The sequence below is a fragment of the Streptomyces nanhaiensis genome (genome assembly GCF_046614825.1).
GTDB lineage: Bacteria > Actinomycetota > Actinomycetes > Streptomycetales > Streptomycetaceae > Streptomyces > Streptomyces radiopugnans.
On record NZ_JBKJFM010000040.1, the window covers coordinates 1 to 21,638 of the forward strand.

Below are 21,638 nucleotides of genomic sequence, written 5' to 3' on the forward strand. Positions count from 1 at the left end.
CCGCGGCGCGGTGCTCGCGCAGCGGTTCCGCCTCGCCCAGCGCCTCGGCGGCGGCGGTGACCTCGCGGCCGCGGGGGTGTGCGCGCAGGGCTTTCAGGACGGCGCGGGTGCGCTCGCGCAGTTCCCGCCCGCGCCCGGTGGCCGGCAGCCGGGCCACGCCCATGGCGGTGCCGGGCCGGAAGGCGTACTCCGGGTCGGCGCCGAGGTCGACGAGGACCACGACGCAGTCGTGGCCGGATCCCTCGTCGGCGGCGCCGGGCGAGGGGCCGTACGCGCCCCGCACCCCGTGGGGGGCATGGGCGGAGTGGACGGTGTGGGCGTGGGTGCCGGTGTGGCGGGCCGCCCGGTGCAGGATCTCGGCGGGGCTGACGATCACCGTGTCGTGGGGGTCGTGGGAGGTGTCGCGCCAGCTCTCGTCGCTGATGATCAGCAGGTCCTCCTGGACGGCCGCCTCGCACACCTCGTGCAGCAGTTCGGGCGGTGCGGCCGTCCCGGTCAGCCCGTCGGCCACGGACAGCAGCAGCACCCGCGGGTCGCCGCCGGCCGCGCGGGCCCGGCCCACGGTCTCCAGCAGCGCGAAGGGATCGGGCACCCCGCCGCACTCGGCCGGTACGGGCACGGGGTGCAGCGGCCGGCCGAGCAGCCGGGCCTGGTCGGCGTGCCAGGCCGGACCAGGCCTGGGCAGTACCACCCCGCCGCCGTCCTCGCTCCCCCCTGGCCCGGTCCCGGGCTCGGCCGCGGCGAGCAGTGCCAGCAGGAGCAGGGGCGCGGTGGGGGCCGCCACGACCTGTCCGGGCTCGGTGGGCAGGCCGCGCCGCCCCCAGTACCCGCAGGCCGCCTCGGCCACGGCGCCGTACTCGGCGTGGCCGTTGCCGGTCTCCCGGGCGCCGCGCGGTTCCGGTGCGGGCACGGCCGCGGGGGTGGGGCCCTCGGGTCGGGTCTGCTGCATCCGTGCCTCCGCCGTGTCCGGGGACGGCCCGCCGGCCGCCCCTGCCTGTTTCCGCTCCTGGTTCCGCTCCTGGCCGCCGCTGCGCTCCGGCCCCGCCGCCGGGCGGTTCAGGGCCTCCGGGACCGCTCCCGGAATCGCCGGAGCTCCTGTTCCAGGCCGTGGCCCCGGGTGCGCACCAGGGCGCCGGCCAGGTCGGAGAGCTTGCGGTTGGTGTGCTGCGAGATCCCGCGCAGCAGGGCGAACGCCTCCTCCGCGTCGCAGCCGAGCACGTACATCACGATTCCGCACGCCTGGTCGACGACGGGTCTGCTGCGCAGCGCGCCCCTGAGCTGCTCCGTCTCCACCAGCGCCGCTCGGTGGCGGCGGTCGCGGGCCAGTCCGGTGGCGGCCAGGTCGCCCAGGAGCGCCGCCGGGCAGCGGACGGTCTCCTCCAGCGGGCGGGGCCGGAAGCCGTGGACGGTGACGGTGAGGGTGAGGCCGTCCCGGCGGTACGGCAGGGCGGCGCCGGAGCGCAGCCCCATATCCAGCGCCCGGGCGCGGTAGCCGGGCCAGCGGTCGTCCAGCAGCAGATCGTCGGAGCCGGCGGGGCGCCCGGTGCGCAGGGCCTGCGGCACGGGTCCGTCCCCGTCCTCCCACTGGACGGCGATGAGCGCGGACAGGTCCGGATGGGTGACGGCGGTGGTGCCCTCGGCCGGATCGCCGCCGGTGTGGGCGGTGGCGGTGGCGCCGCAGCAGCCGGGGGTGGAGTGGACGACCTGTTCGGCCAGCCGGGCGAGGCTCCGGGCGGGCGAGGCGGCGTCGAGCTCCGGCTCCGGTCGGGTCGGAGCGGACTCGAACGGCATCGCATCGCATCGGTCCGGCATGGCGCTGTCCGGTCCTTTCCCTGTTCTCCGGCCCGTTCCGGCCGGTCGTAGAACGTCCGGTTCGAGAGATCGGCTGCCCCGCACGACGACCGGGAAACGGCCGGCGCGACCGGCCGCCCCGGGCGGGCGCGGGCCGCCCGGGATCACTCCCGCGCACCCTCTCCCACCACCATCATCCCAACAAAGAGTGATGAGTAATACTTTTTCCGTGCGACCGGCGAGACCTCCGGCGGCCCGCGGGTTACGTTGAGTACATGGCGCAGGCGGAGGAGTTCGGAACCGAGCTGGCGGACTTCCGCCGACGGGTGGAGGAACTGCGGTCGGCGCGTGCCCTGCCGGAGTCCGACCGGCTGCCCGCCCTGGAGGCCGCCCTCCTGGAGCTCCGGTACGCGGCCGAGGTGCTGTGGCCGCGCTGCGAGGAGCTGACCGCCGAGCGGGACCGCGGCGGCCGGGAGGAGCACCACGAGCACCGGCTGCTGCGCACCCTGTTCCAGCGACTGCCGGTGGCGGTGGCCCTGCTGGACCGGGACGCGGTGGTGCGGCGGTGCAACCCCGCCGCCGGGCGGCTGCTGGGGGTGCGCGCCGGGTACGCCACCGGGCGGGCGCTGACCGGTTCCCTGGCCCACGAGTCCCGGGCGGCCTTCCGCTCCCAGGTGGCGGCCGTCGCCCGCGGCGAGGGCGACCGCGGCCTGACCGTCCGCCTGCCGGGCTCCCGGCAGGGCGGTGCCACGCTGCGGGCCACCCTGACGGCGCTGCACCCCCCGCACGAGCCGGGCACGATCGTCCTCGCCGTCCTCCAGCCCGCCGGGCCAGGTGCCCAGGCGGGCGCGGTCCCCGCCGGGCCGCTCCCGGCGGCGGAGAGCCGAACGCCCCGCCCCGACCTGTCCGAGGCCGCCCGCGGCGCCGAACTGATGGACCTGCTGGACGGGACGACGACGGCGCTGCTCGCGGCGGACTCCCCCAAGGAGGTGCCGCAGCGGGTGGCGGAGGTGCTCTACGGCCGGTTCGCCGACTGGGTGGTCGTCGACGCCGCCGTGCCCGGGGGCGCGCTGCGCCGGGCCGCCGTCCTGGCCCCGGCCGGACGGCTGCGCGACGCGGTCGCCGAGCAGGATCCGTCCTCCTGGCCGCCTGTGGTGGAGGCGGTGCGGCACGGCGGCACGTCGCTGCGGGTGCGTCCGGAGGATCCCGGGCTCCTGGGACGGGACGCCGCCGGGGCCCCCGTCCTGGTACGGGCCGAGGTCGGCTCGCTGCTGTGCGTGCCGCTGTCCGACGGCGCGAAGGGCCCGGTGCTCGGCGCGCTGACGCTGCTGCGCACCGGTGGCCGCCGGGCCTTCGAACTGGCGGAGGCCGGCGCCGTGGAGCGGATCGCACGCCACGTCGCCCTGGCGCTGCGCGGTCTGTGAGGCGCTCGGCGGGCCGGGCCGCGGGCCGCCGAGCGCACGTCCGCCGTACCCGCGCGGCTCGGGCGGGTACGGCGGACGCCGGGGGTGCGGAGGGTTCGCCACCGGTCCGGCGGGCGGCGCGTCAGGCGGCCCGGGAACCCGCGTAGGCGCGCTCGCGCTCGTTCTCCGGGGCGGTCTGCTCCCGCTCCAGATCCGCCTCGACCTCGGCGTGCAGGCGGTTGCAGGTGCGGCTGATCAGCCGGGAGACGTGCATCTGGGAGATGCCGAGCTGCTCGGCGATCCGGCTCTGGGTCATGTCGCAGAAGAAGCGCAGGTAGAGGATCTTGCGCTCGCGCTCGGGCAGGTTGCGCAGCCGGGGCTTGAGCGACTCCCGGTAGACGACGAGGTCGAAGCCGGGCTCGGCGCTGCCGAGGGTGTCCACCAGCGCGTAGCCGTCGTCGGCGCCGGGCAGCTCCGCGTCCAGGGAGAGGGTGCTGTAGCTCTCCAGTGCCTCGGAGCCGATGCGCACCTCCTCCTCCGTCAGGCCGCTGTGTTCCGCTATCTCCCTGACGCCGGGGGTGCGGCCGTCGAGGGAGTGGCTGAGCTGGCGGCTGGAGGCGCGTACGCGGTTGCGCAGCTCCTGCACCCGGCGCGGCACGTGCAGGCCCCACATGTGGTCGCGGAAGTGCCGCTTGATCTCGCCGACGATGGTCGGCACCGCGAAGCTCTCGAACGCGCTGCCGCGCGCCGGATCGTAGCGGGTCACCGCCTTCACCAGGCCGAGGGCGGCCACCTGCTCCAGGTCCTCCAGGGACTCGCCTCGGTTGCGGAAGTGCCGGGCCAGCCGCTCGGCCATCGGCATCCAGGCCCGCACGACCCGCTGCCGCAGCTCCTCTCGCTCCGGGCCGTCCGGAAGCTCGGCGATGCGCTGGAACTCGGCGGTGGTGTCAGGGGCGTCGTCGTGCGGGTGCCGCGCGTGCTTTGCTCGTGCTCGTACGGGGGTCATGTGCGGTCTCTCCCGAACTGTGGACTGTGGCTCTGTGGGGATCACCGCGGGACCGGGCACAGGGGGGACCGGGGCCGAAACACCCGGGGCGGGGAATGCCACCGCTCCCGCGGATGTGCCTGCGGTCCGAAGCACGAGGGTTCGGATGCCCGGGGCCCACCCCTTCAAACGATGTTTTTCACACCGGCACCCGGTTACCCGGTGCCCGCACCGCCGCACCTGTGGAGGACCTCTTCGATGACCGAGTACGGCTACTTCCTGGCCTGCGAGGACCACGGACCGAACGAGCTGGTGGAGCAGGCCCGGATGGCCGAGCAGGCCGGGTTCACCTCGCTGTGGATCTCCGACCACTACCACCCCTGGAACGGCGTCCAGGGGCACAGTCCGTTCGTGTGGTCCGTCATCGGCGCGATCTCCCGGGCCACCTCGCTGCCCGTCCAGACGGCGGTCACCTGCCCGACCGTGCGCCTCCACCCGGCGGTGGTCGCCCAGGCCGCCGCCACCAGCGCGGTGATGCTGGACGGCCGCTTCCGGCTGGGCGTGGGCACCGGCGAGGCGCTCAACGAGCACGTCCTCGGCGACCGCTGGCCCCAGGCGTCGGTGCGGATGGAGATGCTGGAGGAGGCCATCGGCGTCATCCGGCGCCTGCTGACCGGCGAGGAGGTCAGCCACCACGGCAGGCACTACACCGTGGAGAACGCCCGGCTGTACGACGTGCCCGGCGAGCCGGTGCCGATCGACGTCTCCGGCTTCGGCCCCGCCGCCATCGAACTGGCCGGGCGGGTGGGCGACGGGTTCATCACCACCATGCCCGACCTGGAGGGCCTGGAGCGCTTCCGCCGCAGCGGCGGGGGCCGCGGCTCCGGGCAGGGCCCGGCCTTCGCGGGGACGAAGGTCTGCTACGGCAACGACCGCGACGAGGCCGTGCGCACCGTCCACCACCGCTGGCCCAACATGTTCCTGCCCGGCGAGCTGGGGCAGGTCCTGCCCACTCCCGCCCACTTCGAGCAGGCCTCGCGACTGGTGACCGAGGAGGTGGTGGCCGGCTCCGGGCTGCCGTGCGGTGACGACCCCGACGAGCACGTACGCGCCCTGCGGGAGTTCGCCGACTCCGGGTTCGACGTGGTGCACGTCAACCAGATCGGTCCCGATCTGCGGGGCTTCTTCGACTTCTACCGGACCGACGTCCTGCCGCGGCTGAAGGACTGACGCCGGAGGCCGGCCAGGCGGCCGCCGGGCGGGCCGGCCGCGGGGCGGGCCCCATGGACGGGGGCGCGGAGAGGGTGCGGCTCTCCGTGCCCCCTTCGCCTGCCCGGCCCCCGGAGCGGGCCCCGGGCCGGAGACCGCCCGGAAGCCCTTCACGAAAGACCGGGGTCAGCTCAGCAGGGCGTCGAAACCGCCCTCGCGGACGAGCCGTTCGAGCTCGTCCAGCGCGCGGCGGGCCCTGCCGGCCGTGTCCGGGTCGCTCTCGGGCAGCCCGCTCTCGGCGAACTCGTCCTCGTCCAGGCGCAGTACGGCGGACCGGTCGGACGACACCCACAGGTCCAGTTCCAGGTCCCACGTGGTCAGCGTGGCCTCCGCGACGGCGGCGGGGCGGGTGACGTCGCAGTACCAGCCCTTGAGGGCGCCGTCCGGGCCGCGCACCTCCTTCACCGAGAACCAGCGGTCGCGCCAGTAGTGCTCGGTGAACACGTCGCCGCTCTCGAAGCGGACGAAGCCGAAATCGCGCACCGGCGGCCCGGCCCAGGGGGCCCGCACGACGGCGTGGACGCCGTCGTCGCGCTCCACGGTCGCCGGGTAACGGACCTGCCGGCCACGGGACTTGTGCAGGACCACGGTCACCGTGCCGTCCGGTGCCAGGGTGGCTTCGGAGCCGGTGTGCGCATCACTCATGGGCCCACCCTCCCGGACAGGGCGAACGGGGCGCACCCGGTTTTCCGGGTGCGCCCCCGGTGTGGTTGCGCGGGGCGCTACCGCCCTTCGCCGGCCGCTCCCCCACCGTCCGTCCCGTGCGCCTCCTCGTCCGCTTCCGGGCGGCTGCGGGGCCTGGTGCCGCCGACGGGGCCGGCGGGCGGGACCCTGGGCGGGGTCGCGGGCTGGTCCGGGTCCTCGCCGGGGATCAGGTCCGCGGCCGAGACGCGCTCCTCGCGCCCGCTGCCGCCGCGCGTACCGCGCTCGTCGCGCTCGTCTCGCTTGCCGTGCTCGTGCGCTGCGTCGCTCATGCGTTCCGCGTACCCGGGGGCGGCGGGCCCTAACAGCCTCGCCGGCGGCCACGGGTACCGCCCGGAGAAGGGCGGTACCCGGGTTCGGGAGCGGCTCCGGGCACGGTCCCTGACCTCCGTGCCCGGAGCCTTCTCACTCCCCCACAGGGCCGCTCGCTCGGCCGCGGTCCGGGTGCCCCCGCCCCCGGCGGGCAAACACCCGCTCACCCGGCCGTCACGGGGTCGCCACCGTGCCGCCACCGCACCACCGCCGGGCCGCCACCGGCGTTCCGCCGCACCGGCCCGCTGCCGTCGCAGCGTTCCTCACTCGGTGCGCGCCCGGGCGCCCTCCCTCGTGCGGCCCGCCGAGACGGCCCGGTCGGGGTGGCGCCGCAGGTACTCGCCCTCCAGCTCGGCGGTGCGCCGGGTGTGCGCGGCGAGCGCGTCCGACGAGCCGTGCAGCAGGGTGTCGTGGCGGGTGCGGTGCAGGGACTCCAGTTCCTCGATCAGCGCGGTCTCGGACAGCTTCTCCGGGTCGACTCCCATGCCCATGGTCCGATCGCCTCCTTGGTCGGCGCTCTCCGTCATCGTCCTGTGTCTTTTGCACCGGTTCGGGTACCCGAAAACCGGCGATTCCAAGGAGGGAGCCAGTGACTCCGCTCCCCCGCCCGGAGGGGGAGCCTCCGACCCGAAGGCTGCGGTCCGGTCCGAACCGGTCCCTTGCGGGAGAAAAGGAAGTCACCACAAGCCAGGGAAGCGATTCCCCCACCGGCCGGAGCCGGTGGTCCCCTCGTTAGGAGACTGATGGAACTCGGATTCCTGAGCCCGATCTTCGACCGTCCCGGCCCCTGGGCCTCGGTCTACTTCGACACCTCGTGGACGACCGAGGACGCGGCCGCCCGCCACGAACTCGCCGCCCGCGAGGTCCACGATCTGCTCAAGAGCCAGGGGGCGGACGAGCGCACCCGCAAGGCGGTGTACGACGCCCTCCTGGCGCTGCCGCGCAGTTCGGCCTCGCCGGGGCGGGCGCTGTTCGCCACCGCGGGCGAGGTGGTGCTCGACCCGGCGCTGGCCCGGGCGCCCAGCGGCGGCCCGCACGCCACCTGGGGTCCGCTGCCGCACACCACGCCGCTGCTGGAGCTGACGGACACCGCCCCCACCTGCCTGCTGGCCCGCATCGACCGCACCGGTGCGGACCTGGAGCTGCGGGGTCCGTTCGGCAGGCGTGAGGCCGGCCAGATCCAGGGGGACGACTGGCCGCTGCACCGCACCCCGAACGCCGACTGGTCCGAGCGGCGGTTCCAGAACTCGGTGGAGAACACCTGGGAGCACAACGCCGGCCTCATCGCCGAGAACCTGAGGACGCGCCAGGCCGAGACGGGTGCCGAGGTGCTGGTCCTGGCCGGCGACACCCGCGAGTGCCACGCCGTGCACGACCGGCTGGCCCCGGAGTTCCGGGGCACGGCCGTCATCGCCGAGCACGGGGTGCGCGCCCCGGGCCGCAACGCGGCGGCCGGCGAGGAGAAGCTGGAGAAGGAGGTGGAGGCGGCCCGCGCCTCCTACACGCACCGCCACGTCGCCGAGGCCATGGAGCGGTTCCAGGCCGGGCGGGTGCCGACCGACGACGGAAGGGTGGGCGCCGCCGAGGGGGTGCCCGCGCTGGTGGACGCCGCCCGCGAGCACCGCATCTCCACCCTGCTGGTCCGCCCCGACGGGCCCGATCTGCACCGCGAGGTGTGGGTGGGCGACGAGCCCGACCAGGTGGCGGTGCGCCGCACCGACGTGCAGTACCTGGGCGAGACCCGTCCCGTCAGCGCCCGCGCCGACGACGCGCTGCTGCGGTCGGCGGTGGCGACCGGCGCCGAGGTGATCTCCGTGGGGCCGCTCGCGGAGGAGCCCGGCACCCCCGGAGGGCTGCCGGTGGGCGGGCTCGGCGCGCTGCTGCGCTGGCCCTACGGCGGGCCTCCGGCGGAGGGCTCGACCGGCGGCTCGGCCCCGTCGTAGAGCACCGGGGCGGCGGGTCCGCCCACACCGCCTGATTCCATATTCCGGAACAGTTCTGCTCGAATGGCAAGACGACGCGGTACGGTGCGCGCATGCCGAGACCGAACGCCGTGTACACCCACGGCCACCACGAGTCCGTCCTGCGCTCCCACCGGTGGCGCACCGCCGCCAACTCCGCCGCCTACCTCCTGCCCGCCCTGGCCCCGGGCCTGTCGGTGCTGGACGTGGGCTGCGGCCCGGGCACCGTCACCGCGGACCTGGCCGCCCTGGTCGCGCCCGGGGAGGTGGTGGGCGTGGACCGGGCCGAGGACGTACTGGCCGAGGCCCGGTCCACCGCCGCCGCCCGGGGCCTGGGGAACGTGCGCTTCGCGCGGGCGGACGTCCTCGCCCTGGACTTCCCCGACGACTCCTTCGACGTCGTCCACGCCCACCAGGTGCTCCAGCACGTCGGCGACCCGGTGGCGGCGCTGCGCGAGATGCGCCGGGTGTGCCGCCCGGGCGGAGTGGTCGCCGCACGCGACGCCGACTACGCGTCGATGGCCTGGTACCCCCTGGTGCCCGGCCTGGACGACTGGCTCGACCTGTACCACCGGGTCGCCCGGGCGGGCGGCGGCGAGCCGGACGCGGGCCGCCGGCTGCTCTCCTGGGCCCGCGAGGCCGGCTTCGGGGACGTCACCGCGGGCGCGGACGTCTGGTGCTTCGCCACGGACGCGGACCGAGCCTGGTGGAGCGGCCTGTGGGCGGAGCGCACCACCGGCTCCGCCTACGCCCGCCTCGCCGTCGAGGGCGGGCACACGGACCGGGCGGGGCTGGAGCGGATCGCCGCCGCCTGGCACGAGTGGGGCGGGCAACCCGGCGGATGGTTCTCGGTGCCGCACGGGGAGATCCTGTGCCGGGCCTGAGGCGGTCCTGACACGGACCCGGCGCGGCCCCGCGCCGGGACGGGATGCCCGGCGGGGCGCGCCTGACTCCGTACGCGCCCCCAACTAGGCTCCCCCGCATGGAGATTCTGGGTACTGCGCTGCGTGTGTGTGTCGACGACCTGGACGCGGCGGCGGGCGTGTACGAGCGGCTCACCGGTGCCGAGGCCATGCGGTTCGCGCAGGGCCCCGTCTCGGCGGCCGCGGTCGGCCCCTTCCTGCTGATGAGCGGCCCGCCCGGGCCGATGGAGGTCCTCAGCAAGGTCACCGCCACGCTGGCGGTGCGGGACGTGGAGGAGGCGGCGGCCGACCTCCGGGCCGTCGGCGCCGAGATCATCGCCGGCCCGCAGTCCACGCCCATCGGCCGGAACCTGGTGGCCCGCCACCCTGATGGCTCGGTATTCGAGTACGTCGACCGCCGGTAGGCGGGCGGAGGAAGGGGCCCGCCGGTAGGCGGGCGGAGGAAGGGGCCCGCCGGTAGGCGGGCGGAGGAAGGGGCCCGCCGGTAGGCGGGCGGAGGAAGGGGCCCGCCGGTAGCCGGGCGGAGGGGAAGAGCCCGCCGGTAGGCCGGTGTGAGGGTGAGCCCGCCTCCCGGCGGGCTCACCCCGGAGGCCGCGTCAGGAGACGTCGATGACGACCTTCCCCCTGGTCCGCCCGGACTGGCTCAGCCGCCACGCCTCGGCGGTCTCGGCCAGTGGCACCGCACGGTCGACGCCGACCGTCAGCTTCCCGGCGTCGGCCAGGTCCGCCAGGGCGGCGAGGTCGGCCGGATCGGGCCTCACGAACAGGTAGTGACCGCCCTTGGCCATCACCTCGGCGTCGACGATCGACAGCACCCGCGTGGAGTCCTTGAGCACCTGCTGCGACACCTCGATCGACTCGCCGCCGACGAAGTCGAAGGCCGCGTCCACACCGCCGGGCGCCAGCTCGCGCACCCGGTCGGCCAGCCCCTCGCCGTAGACGACCGGCTCGGCTCCCAGTTCCCGCAGGAAGCCGTGGTTGCGCTCGCTGGCCGTGCCGATGACCCGCGCGCCCCACGCGGCCGCGATCTGCACCGTCAGCGAGCCGACGCCGCCGGCCGCGGCGTGGACCAGCACGGTGTCGCCCTCGCCCACGCCCAGCCGCTTCAGCGACTGGTACGCGGTGAGCCCGGCCAGCGGCAGCCCCGCCGCCTGCCGCCAGCTCAGCGCGGCGGGCTTGCGGGCCAGGGTGCGCACGGGCGCGGCGACCAGCTCGGCGTAGGTGCCGTTCTGCGCCCAGTCCTTGCGGACGTACCCGATCACCTCGTCGCCGGGGGCGAACTCCTTCGCGTCCGGGCCGGTCCGCTCCACCACTCCCGCCACGTCCCAGCCGGGCACCAGCGGGAAGCGGGTGTCGAGGACCGGGTCGAGGTAGCCCGCCCCGACCTTCCAGTCCACCGGGTTCACCCCGGCCGCCTTCACCCGTACCAGGACCGCGTCGGGCCCCACCTTGGGCTCGGGCAGGTCGGTGAGGGTCAGGTCGTCGGGGCCGCCGTACTCGTTCAAAACGATTGCCTTCATACCCCGCACAACTTCCCCGCCCGAGAAGATCATTCCCCCCTCCCCCCGGCAGGCGCGCGAACGGCGGCACCGCGCCGTCCGCTATCTGCGCCGCACCAGGTACATCCCGGACAGCAGCCCGATCACACCGGGGATCAGCAGCGCCACCCACAGCGGCATGGTCACGATCGGGACCAGCAGCCTGATCTCGGTCTGCGCGGTGTTCTGGAAGATGAAGACCAAGGTGGCGGCCAGCAGCAGCAGTACCAGCACCCGGCCCGGGGTCAGAAAGCCGCGCGCGCCCCCGTCGCCCGTTCTCCTGTGTGTGCTCATGTCCCCACCCTGGGCGCGGGGGCCGCCGCCCGCCCGGCGGGCAGTCCCTACGGAGTGCTCTCCTCCCCCGTACGGGGGACGGCGAGCGCCACGGCCGCCGCGTAGCCCTCGGGCGCGGCCACGTCCGTGAGCTCCCAGCCGGGGACCTCGGCGGGGGTCGCGAGGCTGCCGACGTAGGTGGCGCCCGGATCCTCGCCCAGGCCGGCGCCGGTGCCCTTGAGGTACGCCTCCTTCCGCGTCCAGCAGCGGGCGAAGGCGGCCGGGCGGTCGGCCGGTGCCAGCCTGCCGATCTCGGCGCGCTCGCGCGGGTGGAGGGCGGAGACGGTCTCCGCGACGACGGCGGCCGTGGGGTGGGCCTCCACGTCGGCGCCGACGGGAGCGCCGTCGAGGGCGATCAGCACCACGTCGCCGGCGTGCGACAGCGAGAAGTGCACCGGGTTGCCGGGCACGGCCGGGCGGCCGTGCGGCCCGCCGCACAGCGGGCACGGCTCGCGGGTGAGGGGGACGGCGGCGGGGTCGGTGCCCAGGACCGCGGCCAGTTCCAGACGCAGGGCCGTGTGGGCGACCCGGTAGCGGTCCCGGTCGGCCTCCCGGACGAACGCCGCGCAGCGGGCCCGCTCCTCCTCGGACAGCACCGCCCCGTCGCGTACGCCGGCCGCGTGCTCGGACACGCGCAGTACGTGCAGCTTCAACCCGCCTCCTTGGGTGTCGCGCCGCCCGTCAGGGACGTCTGACGCAGGTGTAGGCACCGAAGAGGCGCCCTTCGTACTCCGCCTCCACTATCTCGAATCCGGCCGTCTCCAGCATCGGTTCCAGCAGCCAGCGGAAGGTGCTGTACTCGGTGCGCAGGTGCTCGGCGTAGTCCTGGCGGGTGTAACCGAGCGCGGGATCGCCGGCCGCGCCCGCCATCCACTCCTCCAGCACCTGCCCGGCCTCACCCGGCCGGAAGTCGAGGACGAGGTCGCGCAGGCGGAGCACACCGCCGGGCCGCAGCATGCGGGCGATGCGGTCCAGCGCCAGCGCCTTGAAGAAGTCCGGCAGTTGGTGGAGGGCGTGCCGGGTGTGCACGGCGTCGGCGGGCGGCCCGGTGTGCTCGTAGCCGAGGAAGCCGGCCCGGACGCACTCCAGGTTCGCCGCCGCCTCCCGCCCGGCCCGCGCCCGCAGGTGGTCCAGCATCGCGGGCGAGACGTCCACGGCCACCACCCGGGTGAACTCACGGGCCGCGGCCAGCGCGAACCGCCCGGTCCCGGCGCCCAGGTCGACCACGGCGGCGTCCCTCCCCACACCGTGGCGGCGCAGCGCGTCGATGTCCGGCGCCGGGTCGGGGTGCCCCTGCTTGCGGTCGAATCCGGCCACGAAGGCGGGGTCCAGATGCTCGGGACCGGCATGGGCGAGTTCGTCGATCATCCAGGGCTCGGTGGCGGTCATGGGCCGATCGTGGCATGCGGCGCGTACGGTCCGCCCCGGGTTTTCAGCGCGGCCCGCCGGGCGCGTGGCGGGCGGTGTGCTCGGCGAAGGGCGCGATGCCCACCTCGGCGCGCAGGGCGTCCACCCGGGCGGGGTCGGGGTCGGCGCACGGCCAGGGGACGGGGGCGCCGTCGCGCACGCCCGCGATCTGGGTGCCGTAGATCTGCGGGCGGCCCTCGTTGACCAGCACGCGGTCGCGGAGGAAGGCGAGGTGGCGCGGGCTCGCCCCGCCGTCGGCCACGGCCCGCTCCAGCAGGCTCAGCGCGCGGCGCTGGAGGCCGAGTTGGCGGTCGGCGTGCTGGGCGACGAGCCAGGCGCCGGTGGCGGCCTCCTCGCCGGCGCCCGCCTCGGTCGGCCAGCCGTACTCGTCCAGGATCCGCTCCAGGCGGTCACCGTGCTCGGCGGTCAGTCTGCGCCAGGCGAGCTGCTCGGCGAAGTCGTCGCTGAGCCCCAGGTGCGCCGAGCGGCTCTGCTCCCGCTTCATCGCGCGCAGTTCGGCCGCCACGTCCTCCGGGATGCCGCCGGGCGCCGCCGCCCTGTCCCCCATGTCCTCGCTCTCCTTCCGCCGGGCCGGGCGGGTCGGTCCCGCCGGTGCCAACGGTAGGCGCGGCGGACGGCGGGAGGATCGTTCCGGGGAACGGTGACGGAGGGGGTCCGAACGGCGAGAATGGACACACGCCCCCGGCCCCCTCCGTCCCGGCCTATGCTCGCCCCCATGACGCCCGCCGACCTGGTGCCGCCCGGCCTGCCCGTGGTGAGGACCGTCTCCGGTTACCCGGGCGGGCCCGAGTGGCTGGGCCGACTGCCCGCCCTGATCGGTGAGTTGGCCGAACGGTGGGAGCTGGTGCCCGGTGAGCCGTTCGCCGGGGGCAGCGTCTCGTGGGTGGCGCCGGTGCGGCGCGCGGACGGCTCGGAGGCGGTGCTCAAGGTGAGCTGGCCGCACCGGGAGGCGGCTGGGGAGGGCGAGGCCCTGCGGCTGTGGGGCGGCCGGGGCGCGGTGCGGCTGTACGAGCACGACGCCGGGCGGTACGCGCTGCTGCTGGAGCGCTGCGTACCGGGCACCGAGCTGGGCCGGGCCGCGCAACTGCCCGCCGAGGAGCGGCTGCTGGCCGGGGCGGAGGTGCTGCGCGAGCTGTGGAGCGCGCCCGTGCCGCCGGACGCGGAGCTGGAGACGGTGGCGGAGGTGACCGCCGGGTGGGCGGATCTGGCCGAGGGGCGGATGGCGCGGCTGCGGCCTCCCGGCTTCGATCCGGCCCTGGTGGCGCTGGGGGTGCGGCTGCTGCGCGAGCTGCCGGGGACGGCCGCCCGCGAGGCGGTGGTGCACGGCGACCTCAACCCCGGCAACGTCCTGGCCGCCGGACGGCGGCCCTGGCTGGCGATCGACGCCAAGCCGATGACCGGCGATCCGCTGTACGACCCCTGGCCGCTGGTCGAGCAGATCGGCTACGCCTTCGGGCAGCCCGTCCCGCGTGACGTGGTCGCCGCGCGGTGCTCGCTGGTGGCCGGCGCGCTCGGCGAGGACGCGGGGCGGCTGATGGCGTGGGCGGTGGCCCGCCGCGTGGAGTCGGCGCTGTGGGCCGTGGCCGAGGGCGGCGGCCTGGAGGCGGGCACGGCGATGATGGCCCAGGTGCGCACCCTGGCGGACCTCGCGGGCCTGTAGCTCCCGTCTGCAGCCCCCGGGGAGGCGAGGGGCTACTCGCCCGTGGCGCCGTCCGCCAGTTCCCGCACGATGTCGAGGTGGCCCGCATGGCGGGCGTACTCCTGCAGGACGTGGAAGAGGATCCAGGCCAGGGTCGGGGCCTCCCGCTCGTCCGCGAAGCGGCCCCCGACCGCCGCGCGGTCGGTGAAGGCGGCACCGGCGGTGATCTCGCGGGAGCGGGCGCACTCGGCGCGGAAGCGCGACGCCACGTCCTGCACCGCCATGTGGCCGGGCACGCGCCAGCGGCCCGCCTCGTCCTGGTCGGCCCAGGGGTCCTGGAGCGGTTCGGCGGTGAATCCCCAGCGGAACCACCTGCGTTCGACGCAGGCCAGGTGCCACAGGAGTTCCAGCGGGCTCCAGCCCGACGGCAGCCGGCTGCCGCGCAGTTCGGCCTCGGACAGCCCGCCGAGCTTGCGCAGGACGGTGTCGCGGTAGTAGTCGAGGTAGGCCGAGGCCATCTCGTGCGGGTCCGGCGGGGTGGAGCCCGGCGGCTCGGGCAGCGGGGCGGCGCCGGCCGCGGAGGCGTCGTCCGTCATACGAGGGCGGGCTCCTGGAGCGTGAGCGTGCAGGTGTCGGCGTCCAGGGTGGCACGGACCCCGAGTGGCACGGTCAGGGTCGCCGGGCCGTGCCCGAAACCCATCTCCTCCACAACCGGCACCCCCAGCGGGGCGAGCCGGTCCAGCAGCACCTCGCGGACCGGCTCGTACGGGCCGCAGTCGTGCCAGGAGCCGAGCACCACTCCCGCCACGCCGTCCAGTTCGCCGGAGCGCAGCAGATGGGTGAGGTAGCCGTCCAGGCGGTACGGCGGCTCGCCGACGTCCTCCAGCAGCAGGATGCCGCCGTCCGGGCGGGCGCGGTCCCGCCCCGGCACGCCGGTCTGGCCGGCCAGCAGCGACAGGCAGCCGCCGTAGGTGGTGCCGGACGCCCGGCCGGGCACCAGTGTGCGGGCGGCCGGGGAGGTGATCGCCGTGACCGTCTCCGGTGCGAAGAGGGTGGCGCGCAGATGCTCCTGGGTGGGGCCGTCCTTGAGGAAGGAGACGGTGGCGGGCATCGGGCCGTGCAGGGTGGCCAGGCCCAGCCGGGTCGCGAACGCCTCGTGCAGCACGGTCAGGTCGCTGTAGCCGACGAAGGGCTTGGGGCCGGCCGCGCGCATCGCGTCCCAGTCGGCCAGGTCGAGCATCCGCTGGACGCCGTAGCCGCCGCGGGCGGCGAGGACGGCCGCGACGGACGGGTCGCACCAGGCGTCGGTCAGGTCGCGGGCACGGTCGGCGTCGGTGCCCGCCAGGTGGTCCAGGCGCGGGTGGACGTCCAGGACGTGCGGCATGACCTGCGGGTCCAGGTCCCAGCCGCGCAGTACGTCCACCCCGGCGTCCAGCCGCTCGCGCTCCACCGGTCCGCTGGGCGCCACGATCGCCACCCGGTCCCCGGGGCGCAGCCGCCGGGGCCGGGTGAGGGCGGGGCGAGGGGGTGAGGGGTGCGTCACGTGGTGAGCTCCAGCCTGGGGACGTCCGGCCGGTCGAAGCCGAAGACCTGCGCGTACAGGGAGAGTTCGGCCTCCACGGCCCGGGTGATGGTCTGCGCCCTGCGGAAGCCGTGGCTCTCGCCCTCGAAGGCGAGGTAGGCGTGCGGCACCCCGCGCCCGGCGACCTCGGCCAGGAAGCGGTCGCACTGGGCGGGCGGGCAGATCACGTCGTCCAGGCCCTGGAGCAGCAGGAAGGGGGCGGTGACGCGGTCGGCGTGGTGGACGGGCGAGCGGTCGCGGTAGCGCTCGGGGTGCTCCTCGGCGCGGCCGACGAGGGAGACCAGGTACTGCGACTCGAAGTCGTGCGTCTCGCCGGTCGCCCAGCCGGCCAGGTCGAGGATGGGGTAGCTGATGGTCCCGCAGGCGTACAGGCCCTCGGTCAGCGGCGAGGTGAGGGAGACGGCGGTGGTCCAGCCGCCCGCGCTGCCGCCGCGTATGGCCAGCCGGGCGGGGTCGGCGGTGCCCTCGGCGGCCAGGGCGCGGGCGACGGCGGCGCAGTCCTCGACGTCGACCACGCCCCAGCGCTCCCGCAGCCGGTCGCGGTAGGCGCGGCCGTAGCCCGCCGAGCCGCCGTAGTTCACCTCCGCCACGCCGATGCCGCGCGAGGTGAAGTAGGCGATCTCCAGGTCCAGTACGAGGGGCGCACGTCCGGTGGGCCCGCCGTGGGCCCACACCACGTACGGCGGCAGCTCGCCGTCGGGGGCGCCGGCGGCGGGGTGGCGCGGGGGGTACAGGTGGACGTGGATCTCGCGGCCGTCCGGGCCGGTGAAGACGCGCTCGACGGGGTCGGGGTAGTAGGCCGGGTCGACCAGGTCGGTGTGGGCGGAGCCGACGACCAGGGTGTGGCCGGTGCGGGTGTCCAGTTCCACGACCTCGTAGGCGCTGCGCGGGCTCGCGGCGACGCCGATGACGCGGGTGCCCGCGGCGGCCAGGGCCGGGGCCCACTCCGTCCACGGGCCGGGGGCGTCGGCCAGTTCGCCGGTGGCCGGGTCCAGGATGCCAAGGCGCAGGGAGCCGCGGCCGTGCAGGACGGCGACCGTGCCGTCCTCCAGCGGCTGGAACCACTGGTGGCCGATCTTCCACAGCGGTCCGCCGAACTCCTCCTCGCGCGGGCACAGGGGGGTGGCCGCACCCGTCCCGCCGCTTCCGTCCGCCCCGCCGGCGGCAGCGGCGTCCAGCCGGTACAGGTTCCACCAGCCGCTCGCGTCGCCGCTGTACAGCAGGGAGCCGTCCGCAGCCCAGCCGACCTGCGCCACCGACTCCCGGACGCCGCCGGCGACGGCGCGGACGTCGTCGAAGGATCCCTCGGCGGTGACGTCGGCGAGGCGGACGACCGTGCCGTCCCAGGGCATCCGGGGGTGGTCCCACACCAGCCACGCCGCCCGCCGCCCGTCCGGGGAGAGGCGGGGGCCGGTGGTGAAGCGGTCGGCGTCGCCGGTCAGTTCGCGGATCCGGGAGCGGTCGAAGGCCGCCGAGCCGTCCAGGGGCACGGCCGCGATCACCCGGCGTACGTCGGTGGGCCGCTCGCCGGTGAACTCCTCCAGCACGCACCACACCTCGCCCCGGTCGGCCAGCACCACCGGGTCGGCCCAGCGCAGGCCCTCGCCGAGAGCCGAGACGGGGGTCAGGGGGCGCGGCTCGGCTCGGGGGGCGTCCGGTTCGAAGGCGTACATCCGCTGGTCGGCGTGGTGGACGAAGACGACCAGCGGCCCGCCCTCCGCGCGCGCGGCCCCGGCCCAGGGGCGTCCGCCGTACTCGATCACCCGGCTGCGGACGTTCCACGGCTCGGGCAGCACCGACTCGGCGGGGCCGGATCCGTCCGGGCGCAGCCTCATCAGCGCACGCCGGCCGCCCTCGGCGGGGCGGGGCTCGGTCCACCACACCTCGGCACCGACGGTGCCCGCGTACTCGGGGTGGCCGTCGTGCGCGGCGACCAGGCGGGCGTCGATCGGGGACTCCCAGGTGCCGTACGGGGCGGTGGCGTACGTCATCGTGCGCGGCTCCTCGCGGGCTCGGCGGGTTGTTCGGGGAAAGGGGAAAGCGGCGCGGCCGGGGCGGGCCGGGGCCGCCCCGGGCTCAGAGGGCGAACAGGGCGCGGTCCATGACCCGGACGCCGAAGTGGAGGGCGTCCACGGGGACGCGCTCGTCGACGCCGTGGAACATCGCCTGGTAGTTCAGCCCCTCGGGCAGCCTCAGCGGGGTGAAGCCGTAGCCCACGATGCCCAGCTCCGCGAACTGCTTGGCGTCGGTGCCGCCGGTCATGCAGAACGGGATGACGTGGGCGTCGGGGTCGAAGTGCTCCAGGGACTCGCGCAGCACGGCGAAGGTGCGCGAGTCGACCGGCGCCTGGAGGGCCGGGCCGCGGTGGTAGAACTTCCAGTCCACGTCCGGGCCGGTGAGTTCGTCGATGGTGGCGGTGAACTCCTCCTCGGTGCCGGGGAGCATCCGCCCGTCCACGTGCGCCTCGGCGGTGCCGGGGATGACATTGATCTTGTAGCCAGCCTTGAGGCCGGTGGGGTTGGTGCTGTTGCGCACGGTGGCCTCGACCAGCTTGGCGGACGGGCCCAGCTTGGTCAGCAGGGTGTCCACGTCGAAGTCGGGGGCGTCGAAGTCGGGGGCGTCCAGCCCGTTGAGGCGGGACAGCTCGGTGAGGGCGGCGCGCACCGTCTTCGACAGCCGCACCGGCCAGTCGTGCTCGCCGATGCGGTGCACCGCGGCGGCCAGCCGGCTCACCGCGTTGGCGCGGTTGACCTTGGAGCCGTGCCCGGCCCGGCCGGTGGCGGTCAGCTCCATCCAGGCGGTGCCGCGCTCGCCCGCCGCGATCGGGTAGAGCTGCAGGCCGCCGCCGGCGTGGAAGGTGTAGGCGCCGGACTCGCTTATGCCCTCGGTGCAGCCCTCGAACAGCCCGGGGTGCTCGCGGGCGAGGAAGTCCGCGCCGTACTGGCCGGTGTCCTCCTCGTCGGCGGTGAAGGCGAGGACGATGTCGCGGCGGGGGCGCACCCCGGCTCTGGCCCAGGCGCGGACGACCGCGAGGACCATCGCGTCGGCGTTCTTCATGTCGACCGCGCCGCGGCCCCAGACCACGCCGTCGCGGACCTCGCCGGAGAAGGGGTGGACGGTCCAGTCGGCGGGCTCGGCGGGCACCACGTCCAGGTGGCCGTGGACGAGCAGCGCGTCGGCGGAGGGGTCGGTGCCCTCGATGCGGGCGACGACGTTGGTGCGGCCGCGGACCTTCTCCAGCACCACCGGCTCGATCCCGGCGTCGGACAGCTTCCCGGCGACGTACTCGGCGGCCTTGCGCTCGGTGCCGTCGCCGTTGCCGAGGTTGACGGAGTCGATGCGGATCAGCTCCGAGGTGAAGGCGACCGCCTCGTCGAGTGCCCGGTTGTCGATGCGCTCAGCCATACTGCTCCTCCACTGCGGCAGAGACGACGGTGGTGACCGCCTTGAAGGTGCGGATCCCCTCGTACATGGACGGCGATGTGTACGCCACCCGGCGCTCACCCGTCTGCTCCACGCCGGGCACGACGGTGGCCGCGCCGGCCAGGTGCTCGGCGTCGAACTCGATCTCGACCGTACGGGGCCGGGGTCCGGTGGGCTCGTGGCGCACCGCCAGGGCGACCGCCTCCTTCGCCGCCGCGCGGATGTCGGCGGCGGTGCGGGCGGGGGTGCGGCAGACGGCGGCGTAGCGGGAGACGTAGTCCTTGACGGCGACGCCGCGCGCGGCGGGGGCGTAGCCGCGTGCGTCGTCGCAGGTGCGGTCGTCGCCGGTGACCAGGACGACGGGGACGCCGTACTCGGCCACCACCGCGGCGTTCAGGCGGCCCTCACTGGCCCGCTCGCCGTCCAGCCACACGCCGGTGAGGGAGTTGGCGAGGTAGGTGTGGGCGAGGACGCCCTCGGCTCCGGCGCCCGTGTGGTAGCCGACGAAGGCGATGCCGTCGACGTCGCCGTGCTGGACGCCCTCGACCATGCTGAGCGACTTGTGGCGGCCGGTGAGCATCTGGGCGCGGTCGTCCAGCTTCTCCAGCAGCAGGTTGCGCATGGTCCAGTGCGCCTCGTTGACCAGCACCTCGTCCGCGCCGCCGTCGAGGAACCCGGCGATCGCCGCGTTCACGTCGGAGGTGAACATCGGACGGCAGCGCTCCCACTGCGGGGTCCCCGGCAGGACGTCGGCGGGCCAGGTCACCCCCGTGGCGCCCTCCATGTCGGCGCTGATCAGGATCTTCGTCATGGAAGGCCACGTTACGCGCAGCCCGGGCCGCGTCAAAGACCAGGGTGGGCCGCCGGACCGGTGTCACCGGTCCGAACCTCTGGCGTCACTCGCCGCGGCCCACCACCAGCCAGTTCGACGGCAGGTCCAGGCGCGAGCCGTCCGGTTCGAAGTCCGTCGTGGACAGCGGGAGCGAGCCGCCGGCGAGCACCCGCAGCCCGGCCGCGACGAACGGCCCGGCGGGTTCGGCGGGTTCGGCCGGCTCTCCCGCGGGGCCCTGCGGGGCGCCCGGTCCGGTGTGGTCCCGGGGGGCGTTCGACATGTGCGGCAGATCGGAGAGGCCGGGTGTGTCGAGGGGGCCGGGCAGCTCGGCGGGGTGGGCGGCCCCCGCCCCCTGCGCCAGGGCCGCGCTGGCCTCGGGCGCGGCCTCCACCACGAAGGCGCGGCCGCGCTCCCCGACGAGCGCGGCGACGGACTCGGCGACGCGGGCGCGGCCGGCGGGTCCGCTGCGCCCGAGGACGCCGCGCAGGTAGACGTTGGCGTCGCCCAGTTCGTCGTGCAGGCCCCGCATCGCGTCGGGGTCGGCGGCGTCGAGCTGCCGGAAGTCCGGGGCACTGCGACCGCCCTCCCCCTCCCCCACCGCCGTCCGGGCCTGTTCCAGTACGGCGGCCGAGCGGTCGATCCCGACGCAGGGGCGGAAGCGTCCGGCCAGGAAGACGGTCTGGGCGCCGTTGCCGCAGTCGGCGTCGACCAGCGGCAGGTCCGGGTCGAAGTGCTTCTCGAATATCGGCATGTGCACGGCGGCCGTGATCGCGGGGTCGGTGCTCCAGATGCCCTGCGAGGAGCCGCCGTCTTCGAGCGTGGCGTTCACGGGGGTCTCTCCCTCGTCCGTTCTGCGGGCCGCGGGGTCACGGCCGCCGGGAGAGCCCGCCTACCCCGTCCGGCGCGGTTCGTGCATCCGGGCGCGTCCGGTCCGGGCGGCGGGCGCGGGGAGGGGGCGTGCGCCGGGGTGCCCGCGGAGGCGTGCAGGGGGCGGGCGGGGCGGTCAGGCGCCCGTCCGGCCCTCGGTCTCGGCGGCGAGGTTGGCGAGCAGTTCGCCGTAGATGCGGGCGAGCCCCCTGGGCGCGAAGGCGCGCTCGAAGAAACCGCCGACGCCGCCCGCGCCCTTCCACGCGGTGGTGACGGTGACCCGCGAGGTGCCCTCGGCCGAGCCCGGGGTGACGGTCCAGGTGGTGACCATCGAGGAGTTGCGGTCGCGTTCGACCAGCTGCCCCTCCATGGGCTCGTCCACCTCCATCAGGCAGTCGCGCACCCGCTTGGAGGTCGCCTGGAGCTTCCAGTGGACGAGCGTGCCCTTGCCGTCGCCGCCCTCGCGCACCTCGTACTCGCCGAACTGCCCGGGCAGCAGCCTGCCGCGGGTGCCGCTGTAGTCGGCGAGCGCGTCGAACACCTCCTCCGGGCGGGCCGCGATCTCGCGCTGCGTGGTGGCCTCGACCTGCGCCATGGCTTCTCCCTGGTGGTTCCGGTGGGTCCTGCTGGTTCCGGTGGGTCCCGGCGGC

Annotated in this window: 24 protein-coding genes; 6 read left to right on the plus strand and 18 right to left on the minus strand. The window is 75.6% G+C overall.

The annotated features are described in order from the left end of the window. Together ACLIYP_RS12000 and ACLIYP_RS12005 are read right to left on the minus strand one after the other, a co-directional pair. Window positions 1-949 (minus strand): aminotransferase class I/II-fold pyridoxal phosphate-dependent enzyme (locus ACLIYP_RS12000; RefSeq protein ID WP_412713124.1); only part of this gene is annotated, 949 nt, incomplete at its 3' end. 107 nt (window positions 950-1,056) lie between these two features. Then, a complete protein-coding gene (locus ACLIYP_RS12005; RefSeq protein WP_412713125.1) occupies window positions 1,057-1,812 on the minus strand; it encodes an ANTAR domain-containing protein in 756 nt (251 codons plus the stop codon). Between the two features lie 254 nt (window positions 1,813-2,066). Between ACLIYP_RS12005 and ACLIYP_RS12010 the strand changes: the two genes are divergently transcribed. Then, window positions 2,067-3,215 carry a PAS domain-containing protein gene (locus ACLIYP_RS12010; protein ID WP_412713126.1) on the plus strand — a complete coding sequence of 383 codons (1,149 nt, stop codon included), beginning with the start codon at window positions 2,067-2,069 and terminating at the stop codon, window positions 3,213-3,215. A 121-nt stretch (window positions 3,216-3,336) separates the two neighbouring features. Here ACLIYP_RS12010 and ACLIYP_RS12015 read toward each other — a convergent pair whose 3' ends face one another. Further along, window positions 3,337-4,200 (minus strand): SigB/SigF/SigG family RNA polymerase sigma factor, encoded by an 864-nt coding sequence (locus ACLIYP_RS12015; protein WP_412713127.1) that lies wholly within the window; start codon window positions 4,198-4,200, stop codon window positions 3,337-3,339. Window positions 4,201-4,437: 237 nt separating this feature from the next. Between ACLIYP_RS12015 and ACLIYP_RS12020 the strand changes: the two genes are divergently transcribed. After that, a complete protein-coding gene (locus ACLIYP_RS12020) occupies window positions 4,438-5,409 on the plus strand; it encodes a TIGR03557 family F420-dependent LLM class oxidoreductase (protein WP_412713128.1) in 972 nt (323 codons plus the stop codon). Window positions 5,410-5,574: 165 nt separating this feature from the next. Here the strand turns inward: ACLIYP_RS12020 and ACLIYP_RS12025 are convergent, their stop codons facing one another. From ACLIYP_RS12025 to ACLIYP_RS12035, 3 genes are all read right to left on the minus strand, one after another. Beyond that, on the minus strand, window positions 5,575-6,093 hold the full coding sequence (locus ACLIYP_RS12025; protein WP_412713129.1) for a ribonuclease FAU-1 family protein: 519 nt from the start codon (window positions 6,091-6,093) through the stop codon (window positions 5,575-5,577). Between the two features lie 77 nt (window positions 6,094-6,170). Beyond that, window positions 6,171-6,422 (minus strand): hypothetical protein, encoded by a 252-nt coding sequence (locus ACLIYP_RS12030; RefSeq protein ID WP_412713130.1) that lies wholly within the window; start codon window positions 6,420-6,422, stop codon window positions 6,171-6,173. A gap of 303 nt (window positions 6,423-6,725) precedes the next feature. Then, the gene (locus ACLIYP_RS12035; protein WP_093659995.1) at window positions 6,726-6,989 is read right to left on the minus strand and encodes a DUF6158 family protein; all 264 of its coding nucleotides are present in this window, start codon (window positions 6,987-6,989) and stop codon (window positions 6,726-6,728) included. A gap of 216 nt (window positions 6,990-7,205) precedes the next feature. On the opposite strand from ACLIYP_RS12035, the gene ACLIYP_RS12040 reads away from it, so the two are divergent. From ACLIYP_RS12040 to ACLIYP_RS12050, 3 genes are all read left to right on the plus strand, one after another. Beyond that, window positions 7,206-8,405, plus strand: coding sequence for a baeRF2 domain-containing protein (locus tag ACLIYP_RS12040; RefSeq protein ID WP_412713131.1), 1,200 nt, complete (start codon window positions 7,206-7,208; stop codon window positions 8,403-8,405). A 92-nt stretch (window positions 8,406-8,497) separates the two neighbouring features. Continuing rightward, window positions 8,498-9,307, plus strand: coding sequence for a methyltransferase domain-containing protein (locus ACLIYP_RS12045; RefSeq protein ID WP_412713132.1), 810 nt, complete (start codon window positions 8,498-8,500; stop codon window positions 9,305-9,307). Between the two features lie 98 nt (window positions 9,308-9,405). Continuing rightward, on the plus strand, window positions 9,406-9,750 hold the full coding sequence (locus tag ACLIYP_RS12050; protein ID WP_093660001.1) for a VOC family protein: 345 nt from the start codon (window positions 9,406-9,408) through the stop codon (window positions 9,748-9,750). Between the two features lie 192 nt (window positions 9,751-9,942). On the opposite strand, the gene ACLIYP_RS12055 is transcribed toward ACLIYP_RS12050, so the two are convergent. The 5 genes from ACLIYP_RS12055 to ACLIYP_RS12075 form a co-directional block, all read right to left on the minus strand. After that, on the minus strand, window positions 9,943-10,866 hold the full coding sequence (locus ACLIYP_RS12055) for an NADP-dependent oxidoreductase (RefSeq protein ID WP_412713133.1): 924 nt from the start codon (window positions 10,864-10,866) through the stop codon (window positions 9,943-9,945). Between the two features lie 81 nt (window positions 10,867-10,947). Further along, window positions 10,948-11,178 (minus strand): LapA family protein, encoded by a 231-nt coding sequence (locus ACLIYP_RS12060; protein WP_412713134.1) that lies wholly within the window; start codon window positions 11,176-11,178, stop codon window positions 10,948-10,950. Between the two features lie 47 nt (window positions 11,179-11,225). Beyond that, the gene (locus ACLIYP_RS12065) at window positions 11,226-11,870 is read right to left on the minus strand and encodes a 4'-phosphopantetheinyl transferase family protein (RefSeq protein WP_412713135.1); all 645 of its coding nucleotides are present in this window, start codon (window positions 11,868-11,870) and stop codon (window positions 11,226-11,228) included. Window positions 11,871-11,898: 28 nt separating this feature from the next. Then, the gene (locus ACLIYP_RS12070) at window positions 11,899-12,606 is read right to left on the minus strand and encodes a class I SAM-dependent methyltransferase (protein ID WP_412713136.1); all 708 of its coding nucleotides are present in this window, start codon (window positions 12,604-12,606) and stop codon (window positions 11,899-11,901) included. 43 nt (window positions 12,607-12,649) lie between these two features. After that, a complete protein-coding gene (locus ACLIYP_RS12075; RefSeq protein WP_412713137.1) occupies window positions 12,650-13,192 on the minus strand; it encodes a DUF6624 domain-containing protein in 543 nt (180 codons plus the stop codon). 168 nt (window positions 13,193-13,360) lie between these two features. Between ACLIYP_RS12075 and ACLIYP_RS12080 the strand changes: the two genes are divergently transcribed. After that, a complete protein-coding gene (locus ACLIYP_RS12080) occupies window positions 13,361-14,305 on the plus strand; it encodes an aminoglycoside phosphotransferase family protein (RefSeq protein ID WP_412713138.1) in 945 nt (314 codons plus the stop codon). 32 nt (window positions 14,306-14,337) lie between these two features. On the opposite strand, the gene ACLIYP_RS12085 is transcribed toward ACLIYP_RS12080, so the two are convergent. The 7 genes from ACLIYP_RS12085 to ACLIYP_RS12115 form a co-directional block, all read right to left on the minus strand. Further along, the gene (locus ACLIYP_RS12085) at window positions 14,338-14,880 is read right to left on the minus strand and encodes a DinB family protein (RefSeq protein WP_412713139.1); all 543 of its coding nucleotides are present in this window, start codon (window positions 14,878-14,880) and stop codon (window positions 14,338-14,340) included. Beyond that, the gene (locus ACLIYP_RS12090; protein ID WP_412713140.1) at window positions 14,877-15,827 is read right to left on the minus strand and encodes a S66 peptidase family protein; all 951 of its coding nucleotides are present in this window, start codon (window positions 15,825-15,827) and stop codon (window positions 14,877-14,879) included. Before ACLIYP_RS12090 ends, ACLIYP_RS12085 begins: the two co-directional genes overlap by 4 nt. Beyond that, entirely contained in the window at window positions 15,824-17,857 is a 2,034-nt protein-coding gene (locus ACLIYP_RS12095) for a prolyl oligopeptidase family serine peptidase (protein WP_412713141.1), read from the minus strand. Before ACLIYP_RS12095 ends, ACLIYP_RS12090 begins: the two co-directional genes overlap by 4 nt. 85 nt (window positions 17,858-17,942) lie before the next feature. Next, window positions 17,943-19,271, minus strand: coding sequence for a M20/M25/M40 family metallo-hydrolase (locus ACLIYP_RS12100; protein ID WP_412713142.1), 1,329 nt, complete (start codon window positions 19,269-19,271; stop codon window positions 17,943-17,945). Further along, window positions 19,264-20,100 (minus strand): M55 family metallopeptidase, encoded by an 837-nt coding sequence (locus tag ACLIYP_RS12105; protein WP_093660017.1) that lies wholly within the window; start codon window positions 20,098-20,100, stop codon window positions 19,264-19,266. Before ACLIYP_RS12105 ends, ACLIYP_RS12100 begins: the two co-directional genes overlap by 8 nt. 85 nt (window positions 20,101-20,185) lie before the next feature. Next, complete coding sequence (locus ACLIYP_RS12110) at window positions 20,186-20,950, minus strand: SAM-dependent methyltransferase (RefSeq protein ID WP_412713143.1); 765 nt, start codon at window positions 20,948-20,950, stop codon at window positions 20,186-20,188. Between the two features lie 174 nt (window positions 20,951-21,124). Then, complete coding sequence (locus ACLIYP_RS12115; protein ID WP_412713144.1) at window positions 21,125-21,583, minus strand: SRPBCC family protein; 459 nt, start codon at window positions 21,581-21,583, stop codon at window positions 21,125-21,127. Between the last annotated feature and the right edge of the window lie 55 nt (window positions 21,584-21,638).